General features: G+C 63.9%; 5 protein-coding genes. 3 read left to right on the forward strand and 2 right to left on the reverse strand.

Annotated features, from left to right (window positions below):
- Window positions 1-72: 72 nt before the first annotated feature.
- Window positions 73-999, reverse strand: coding sequence for a LysR substrate-binding domain-containing protein (locus tag ACK1U9_RS23895; RefSeq protein WP_046613677.1), 927 nt, complete (start codon window positions 997-999; stop codon window positions 73-75).
- Window positions 1,000-1,154: 155 nt separating this feature from the next.
- Here ACK1U9_RS23895 and ACK1U9_RS23900 point away from each other — a divergent pair, with 155 nt between their 5' ends.
- Entirely contained in the window at window positions 1,155-2,543 is a 1,389-nt protein-coding gene (locus ACK1U9_RS23900) for a NorM family multidrug efflux MATE transporter (RefSeq protein ID WP_085601133.1), read from the forward strand.
- A gap of 100 nt (window positions 2,544-2,643) precedes the next feature.
- Here the strand turns inward: ACK1U9_RS23900 and ACK1U9_RS23905 are convergent, their stop codons facing one another.
- Window positions 2,644-4,311 (reverse strand): putative bifunctional diguanylate cyclase/phosphodiesterase, encoded by a 1,668-nt coding sequence (locus tag ACK1U9_RS23905; protein ID WP_046613679.1) that lies wholly within the window; start codon window positions 4,309-4,311, stop codon window positions 2,644-2,646.
- Window positions 4,312-4,565: 254 nt separating this feature from the next.
- On the opposite strand from ACK1U9_RS23905, the gene rep reads away from it, so the two are divergent.
- Together rep and ACK1U9_RS23915 are read left to right on the forward strand one after the other, a co-directional pair.
- Entirely contained in the window at window positions 4,566-6,575 is a 2,010-nt protein-coding gene (rep, locus tag ACK1U9_RS23910) for a DNA helicase Rep (protein WP_046613680.1), read from the forward strand.
- 65 nt (window positions 6,576-6,640) lie between these two features.
- The gene (locus ACK1U9_RS23915; protein ID WP_009683322.1) at window positions 6,641-7,213 is read left to right on the forward strand and encodes a xanthine phosphoribosyltransferase; all 573 of its coding nucleotides are present in this window, start codon (window positions 6,641-6,643) and stop codon (window positions 7,211-7,213) included.
- Window positions 7,214-7,362: the final 149 nt, after the last annotated feature.

Raw genomic sequence — 7,362 nt, forward strand, 5'->3', positions numbered from 1 at the left:
GGCAGGCAACACAGACAGTTGCTCCCAAACCTGTGGGAGCGGGCAAGCCCGCGAAGAGGCCGGTACAGGCAATCAGAGGGGCGGCAGGATCTGCACATCCGGCAAATCCATCGCCGCCACCTCCTCTTCCAGAAACGCGCTCAAACGCCGCAACCGCTCGCCCCCTGGCCGAGTGCGCGGCCACACCAGGTAATAATCCATCCCGCTGGGCACCGCCGTCGGCCAAGGCAGGCTCAAGCGCCCCTGCGCCACATCCTCGGCCACCATCAGCAAATCACCCATGGAAATGCCATAGCCACGCGCTGCGGCAATCATGCCCAGCTCCAGGGTGTCGAACACCTGCCCGCCCTTGAGCGAAACCTTGTCACTCAGCCCCATGCGCTCCAACCATTCTCGCCAGTCGCGTTTGTCCACCGTGGGATGCAGCAGCTCTATGCAGGCCAGCCGGCGCTCGTCCCAGGGCTCCTCGTCGAGCAGGTCTGGCGCACCCACGGGGATCAGCAGCTCCGGGAACAACTTGCGCACTTCCCATTCCGGCGGGAACACCCCGTCGCTGAGCAACACCGCGCAATCGAACGGCTCCTGGTTGAAGTCCACATGGTCGACATCCATCCAGGCGCTGGTCAGCTGCACCTCGTTGCCAGGCTGCAAATGGCGAAAGCGGCTAAGGCGCGCCAGCAACCAGCGCATGGTCAGGGTCGAGGGGGCCTTCATGCGCAGGATGTCATCCTCACCGCGCAAGGTATCGCAAGCCCGCTCCAGCGCGGCAAAGCCTTCACGCACACCGGGCAGCAACACCCGCGCGGCTTCGGTCAGTTGCAGGCTGCGGCCGCTGCGGACGAACAGGCGGCAGGCAAAATGCTCCTCCAGCGTGCGGATATGCCGGCTGACCGCGCTCTGGGTAATAGACAGCTCTTCGCCGGCACGGGTGAAGGAGCTCAGCCGCGCGGCGGCTTCGAATGCGCGCAGGGCATACAGCGGGGGGAGCTGACGGGACATGATGCACCTGCCATACGGGGCTGTGAAATGAATCACCGGAAAGCATATATACATGAGTCAGACTCATGCCAATGATCGCTTTTATCCTTTTGTGCAAAGTTGACCAAAGCCTCAGAATCGCCCTTCGTTGATCACCCCAGGAAAAGGACTGCCCCATGCATGTCGCGCCCACCACAGAACTCAAGGCTTTGCTGCGCCTGGCCGGGCCGCTGATCGCCTCGCAGTTGGCGCACATGCTGATGGTGCTGACCGACACCCTGATGATGGCCCGCATCAGCCCGCAAGCCCTGGCTGGCGGCGGCCTGGGCGCGGCGAGTTACTCGTTCGTGTCGATCTTCTGCCTTGGCGTGATCGCTGCGGTCGGCACCCTGGTAGCCATTCGCAAGGGCGCCAACGACATCGAGGGCGCCACCCGCCTGGCGCAGGGTGGCCTGTGGCTGGCCTGGGGCCTGGCGCTGTTCGCTGCGCTCGTGCTGTGGAACCTGGAGCCGGTACTGCTGCTGTTCGGGCAAAAGCCCGAGAACGTTGCCTCGGCCGCCGAATTCCTCACCCTGCTGCCACTGGCCCTGCCCGGCTACCTGACTTTCATGGCCTTGCGCGGCTTTACCAGCGCGCTGGGCCGCTCGACCCCGGTGATGGTCATCAGCCTGGTCGGCACGGTGCTCAACTACCTGTTCAACGTGGCACTGATCGAAGGCATGTTCGGCCTGCCCAAGCTGGGCCTGATGGGCATCGGCCTGGTCACCGCAGTGGTGTCGATGGGCATGGCCATCGCCTTGGCGCTCTATATCCGCTGGCACCCGGCCTATGCCGCCTACCCACTGCGCAAGGGCCTGTCGCGCCCGTCGTTGCCGGCCCTGCGCGAGCTGTGGCGGCTGGGCCTGCCGATTGGCGGCACCTACATGGTGGAAGTCGGCCTGTTCGCCTTTGCCGCGCTGTGCATGGGCGTGCTGGGCAGCACCGAGCTGGCGGCGCACCAGATCGCCCTGCAGATCGTCTCCACGGCGTTCATGGTGCCGACCGGGTTGTCGTATGCGGTGACCATGCGCGTGGGGCTGTACTACGGCGCTGGCAACCTGCTGGCGGCACGCAGCGCCGGGCGGGTGGGCATCGGCTTCGGGGCGATGATCATGTTTGCCTTCGCCGCGCTGTTCTGGCTGCTGCCCGATGCTCTGGTGGGGCTGTTCATCGACCGTGACGACCCGGCATTTGCGGCGATCTTCCAGCTGGCGGTGCAGTTGCTGATGGTGGCTGCGTGGTTCGAGCTGTTCGATGGCATGCAGACGATCGCGATGGGCTCGATCCGTGGGCTGAAGGATGCCAAGACCACCTTCCTGATCGGCCTGGTCTGCTACTGGCTGGTGGGGGCGCCGAGCGCCTGGCTGTTCACCTTTACCCTGGGCGGTGGCGCGGTCGGGGTGTGGTGGGGGCTGGCGTTGGGGCTGGCGTGCGCAGCGGTGGCACTGACCTTTGGCTTTGAGTGGCGCATGAAGCGGCTCTTGGGCAAGGCCGGGATTGGTGGCGCGGCGGCGGCTTCGGCCTGACTTGCGGGCCTCTTCGCGGGTAAACCCGCTCCCACAGGGAATGCGCAGAGTCTGAAACCTGTGCAAAGCCTTTGGGAGCGGGTTCACCCGCGAAGAGGCCCTAAAGGGCCGCGCCCAACTGGCCGCCGGTCGCCTGCAGCAAAAACTCCATCAGTTCCCCCACCGGCAGCGGCTTGCTGACCAGGAAGCCTTGAACCTGGTCACAGCCAAACCCGCGCAGCAACGCCATCTGCTCTTCGCTCTCCACCCCTTCGGCCACCACCTCCAGGTTGAGGTTGTGCGCCAGGTTGATCATGGCGTGCACCAGCTTGCGGTTCTCCTCGCGCATTTCCATTTCCGCGACAAAGCTGCGGTCCACCTTGAGCAAGGTGATCGGCAGGCTGTTGAGGTGCACGAACGAAGAAAACCCGGTACCGAAATCATCGAGCGAAAAGCGCACGCCCAGGCGCCCCAGGGCGTCCATGGTCTGGCGCACCAGTTCGTTGCGGCGCATCACCGCCGTTTCGGTCAGTTCGAACTCCAGCCAGCGAGCATCCACGCCATGTTCGAGAATCAGGCGGCTCAAGGTCGCCAACAGCTGGCTGTCCTGGAACTGGCGGAAGCTCAGGTTGACCGCCATGTGCAGCGGCTCCAGGCCGCGCTCGCACAGCGCCTGCATGTCGCGCAGGGCACGGGAAATCACCCAGTAGCCCAGCGGGACGATCAGGCCGCTCTGCTCGGCCAGCGGCACGAACTCGCTTGGCGGCAACAGGCCGCGCTCGGCATGCCGCCAGCGCACCAGCGCCTCGAGGCCGACGATGCGCCCGTCGGCCAGGTTCAACCGCGGCTGGTAATGCAGCTCCAGCTCGTCCCGGCGCAGGGCGCGGCGCAGTTCGCTTTCCAGGTCGGCAAGGCTGCGGGCGTTACGGTTGATGCGTTCGTTGAACACATGGAACGTGCAACCCTGGCTGCCCTTGGCCTGGCGCATGGCGATGTGCGCGTGCCACATCAGCGGGTCTGCACCACCCTGAGCGCGGGCATGGGCCAAGCCCAGGCTGCAGCCCAGCAGCAGGCTTTCGCCGTCGATCCAGTAGGGTTCGGCCAACGCCTCGACAATCCGCTCGGCAATCGATTCGGCACGATTGGGGTCGCGTCGGGTGTCGATCAGCAGGGCGAACTCGTCGCTGCCCAGGCGCGCCAGCTGGTCGCCCGCCTCCAGTTGCTGTTTCAGGCGCGCCACCACCTGCAGGATCAGGCGGTCGCCACTCTGGTGGCCGAGGGCGTCGTTGACGTGGCGGAAGTTGTCCAGGTCCAGGTGGCCGAGGGCAAGGCCACGGCCGTCATTCTCGGCCAGGCGCGCGGTCAGCAAGGCCTGGAAGCCCTGGCGGTTGGCGATGCCGGTCAGCGGGTCCTGCTCGGCCAGGCGCTGCAAGGTCGCCACCAGCACGCCGCGCTCGCGCACATGGCGCAGCGAGCGGCGCAATGTGTCGGCATTGAGCTGGTCACGCACCAGCCAGTCGCTGACAGCGGTGGGCGCTAGCTGGGGCTCGTGGTCGAGCAGCAGGATGGTCGGCAACTCGCAGCGCCCGGGCGCGGGCTGCAGGGCCGGGGTTGCCAGCACGACAGCCTGGCGGTCCTGGTTGAACAGGCTGTCGACCGACTCCCAGTTCGGCGCCGTCAGCAGTACGGCGCTGCCACCCAGGGCAGGCGTGCACTCGCGCAGCAGCGCCCCCCATTCCGGCTCATCGGCCAACAGCAGCAAACGCAATGGTTCGACAGGCGTGGACAAGCGGGCTCCTTAGGGCTTCACGGTGCAACGGAAACTGGCGGGTATGCTACTGCATTAATGAAAATGATTTTCAATTTAATACATGTTTTTACGGGTGTAGCATCCCGACGTATTTTGTCGTGCATCCTGCGCGAAACTGCGCCAGCCGGCAAATCCCGTTTACATATTTGACTCAGACGTCAGACGGTCGCGCCACAAACGCCCCATGCCTGTTAGAATGCGCGGCTATTTTCTGGCGACCCCCGGTTTCTAGCATGTCCCGACTCAATCCCCGGCAGCAGGAAGCCCGTGACTATGTCGGCGGCCCTCTTTTGGTGCTCGCCGGTGCAGGCTCGGGCAAGACCAGCGTAATCACGCGCAAGATTGCCCACCTCATCCAGAACTGCGGCATCCGTGCCCAGTACATCGTGGCGATGACCTTCACCAACAAGGCCGCGCGCGAGATGAAGGAGCGGGTCGGCACCCTGCTGCGCCCGGGGGAAGGGCGAGGCCTGACGGTGTGCACGTTCCACAACCTGGGCCTGAACATCATCCGCAAGGAGCACGAGCGCCTGGGCTACAAGCCAGGTTTCTCGATCTTCGACGAGTCCGACATCAAGGCATTGCTGTCGGACATCATGCAGAAGGAATACTCCGGCGACGACGGCATCGACGAGATCAAGAACATGATCGGTGCCTGGAAGAACGACCTGATCCTGCCCACCGAGGCCCTGGAGAAGGCGCGCAACCCGCGCGAGCAGACCGCCGCCATCGTCTACACCCACTACCAGCGCACGCTCAAGGCGTTCAACGCGGTGGATTTCGACGACCTGATCCTGCTGCCGGTCAAGCTGTTCCAGGAGCACCCCGATGTGCTGGAGCGCTGGCAGAACCGCGTGCGCTACCTGCTGGTGGACGAATACCAGGACACCAACGCCAGCCAGTACCTGCTGGTAAAGATGCTGATCGGCATGCGCAACCAGTTCACCGTGGTGGGTGACGACGACCAATCGATCTATGCCTGGCGTGGCGCCCGGCCGGAAAACCTGATGCTGCTCAAGGAGGACTACCCCTCCCTGAAAGTGGTGATGCTGGAGCAGAACTACCGCTCCACCAGCCGCATCCTGCGCTGCGCCAACGTGCTGATCGCCAACAACCCGCACGCGTTCGAGAAGCAGCTGTGGAGCGAGATGGGCGTGGGCGACGAAATCCGCGTCATCCGCTGCAAGAACGAGGAAGCCGAGGCCGAACGCGTGGCCATGGAAATCCTCACCCTGCACCTGCGCACCAACCGCCCGTACAGCGACTTTGCCATCCTCTACCGCGGCAACTACCAGGCCAAGCTGATCGAACTGAAGCTGCAGCACCACCAGGTGCCGTATCGCCTGTCGGGTGGCAACAGCTTCTTCGGCCGCCAGGAGGTCAAGGACCTGATGGCCTACCTGCGCCTGCTGGTGAACCCGGACGACGACAACGCCTACCTGCGGGTGATCAACGTACCGCGCCGTGAAATCGGCTCCACCACCCTGGAAAAACTCGGCAACTACGCCACCGAGCGTGGCATTTCGATGTACGCCGCCAGCGAGGAGCTTGGCCTGGGCGAGCATCTGGACGCCCGCTATACCGAGCGTTTGCAGCGCTTCAAGCACTGGCTGGACGGGGTTCGCCACAAGGTTGCCCTGGAAGACCCGATTGCCGCGCTGCACGAGATGATCCGCGACATCGACTACGAGAACTGGATCCGCCAGCAGACTGCCAGCGACAAGGCTGCGGAGTTTCGCATCAGCAACGTCTGGTTCCTGGTCGAAGCGCTGAAGAACACCCTCGAGAAGGACGAAGAGGGTGACATGACCATCGAGGACGCCATCGGCAAGCTGGTACTGCGCGACATGCTCGAGCGCCAGCAGGAAGAGGAAGAGAACGCCGAAGGTGTGCAGATGATGACCCTGCATGCCTCCAAGGGCCTGGAATTCCCCTACGTGTTCATCATGGGCATGGAAGAGGAAATCCTCCCGCACCGCTCCAGCATCGAGGCCGACACCATCGAGGAGGAACGCCGCCTGGCCTACGTGGGCATCACCCGCGCGCGCCAGACACTGGCCTTCACCTTCGCCGCCAAGCGCAAGCAGTACGGTGAAATCATCGACTGCACGCCCAGCCGGTTCCTCGACGAACTGCCACCGGAAGACCTGGCCTGGGAAGGCCTGGACGATGCGCCGGTCGAGGTAAAGGCCGCACGCGGCAACAACGCCCTGGCCGATATCCGGGCAATGCTCAAACGCTGATCAACCATTACTCTCTAACTTTGCCGCTATTTGCGGCGACCTTTGTTACATCGAGGAATACCACAGTGGAAGCACTGCATCAGAAGATTCGCGAAGAAGGCATCGTGCTTTCCGATCAGGTTCTCAAAGTCGATGCGTTTCTCAACCACCAGATCGACCCTGCGCTGATGCAGCTGATCGGTGACGAGTTCGCCCGCCTGTTCGCCGACGCGGGCGTGACCAAGATCGTCACCATCGAAGCCTCGGGCATTGCCCCGGCGGTGATGACTGGCCTGAAACTGGGCGTGCCGGTGATCTTCGCCCGCAAGCACCAATCGCTGACCCTGACCGAGAACCTGCTGACCGCCTCGGTGTATTCCTTCACCAAGCAGACCGAGAACACCGTGGCCATCTCGCCGCGTCACCTCAACAGCAGCGACCGCGTGCTGGTGATCGACGACTTCCTGGCCAACGGCAAGGCGTCGCAGGCACTGATCTCGATCATCAAGCAGGCCGGCGCCACCGTGGCCGGCCTGGGTATCGTGATCGAGAAGTCGTTCCAGGGCGGCCGTGCCGAGCTGGACAGCCAGGGCTATCGCGTTGAGTCGCTGGCCCGGGTGAAGTCGCTGGAAGGTGGTGTGGTTACCTTCATCGAGTAAGCCTGTAGCGGCCCTATCGCCGGCAAGCCAGCTCCCACAGGGAACTCACAGGACCCAAGCCTTGCGCAGTACCTGGACTGCCCCCGAAAAGTTGGACAGTTTTAGCCAGTAGCCTGAGTCCTGTAGCTGACAGGGCTCAGGCCATTGAG

The organism is Pseudomonas sp. XP1, assembly GCF_053557675.1.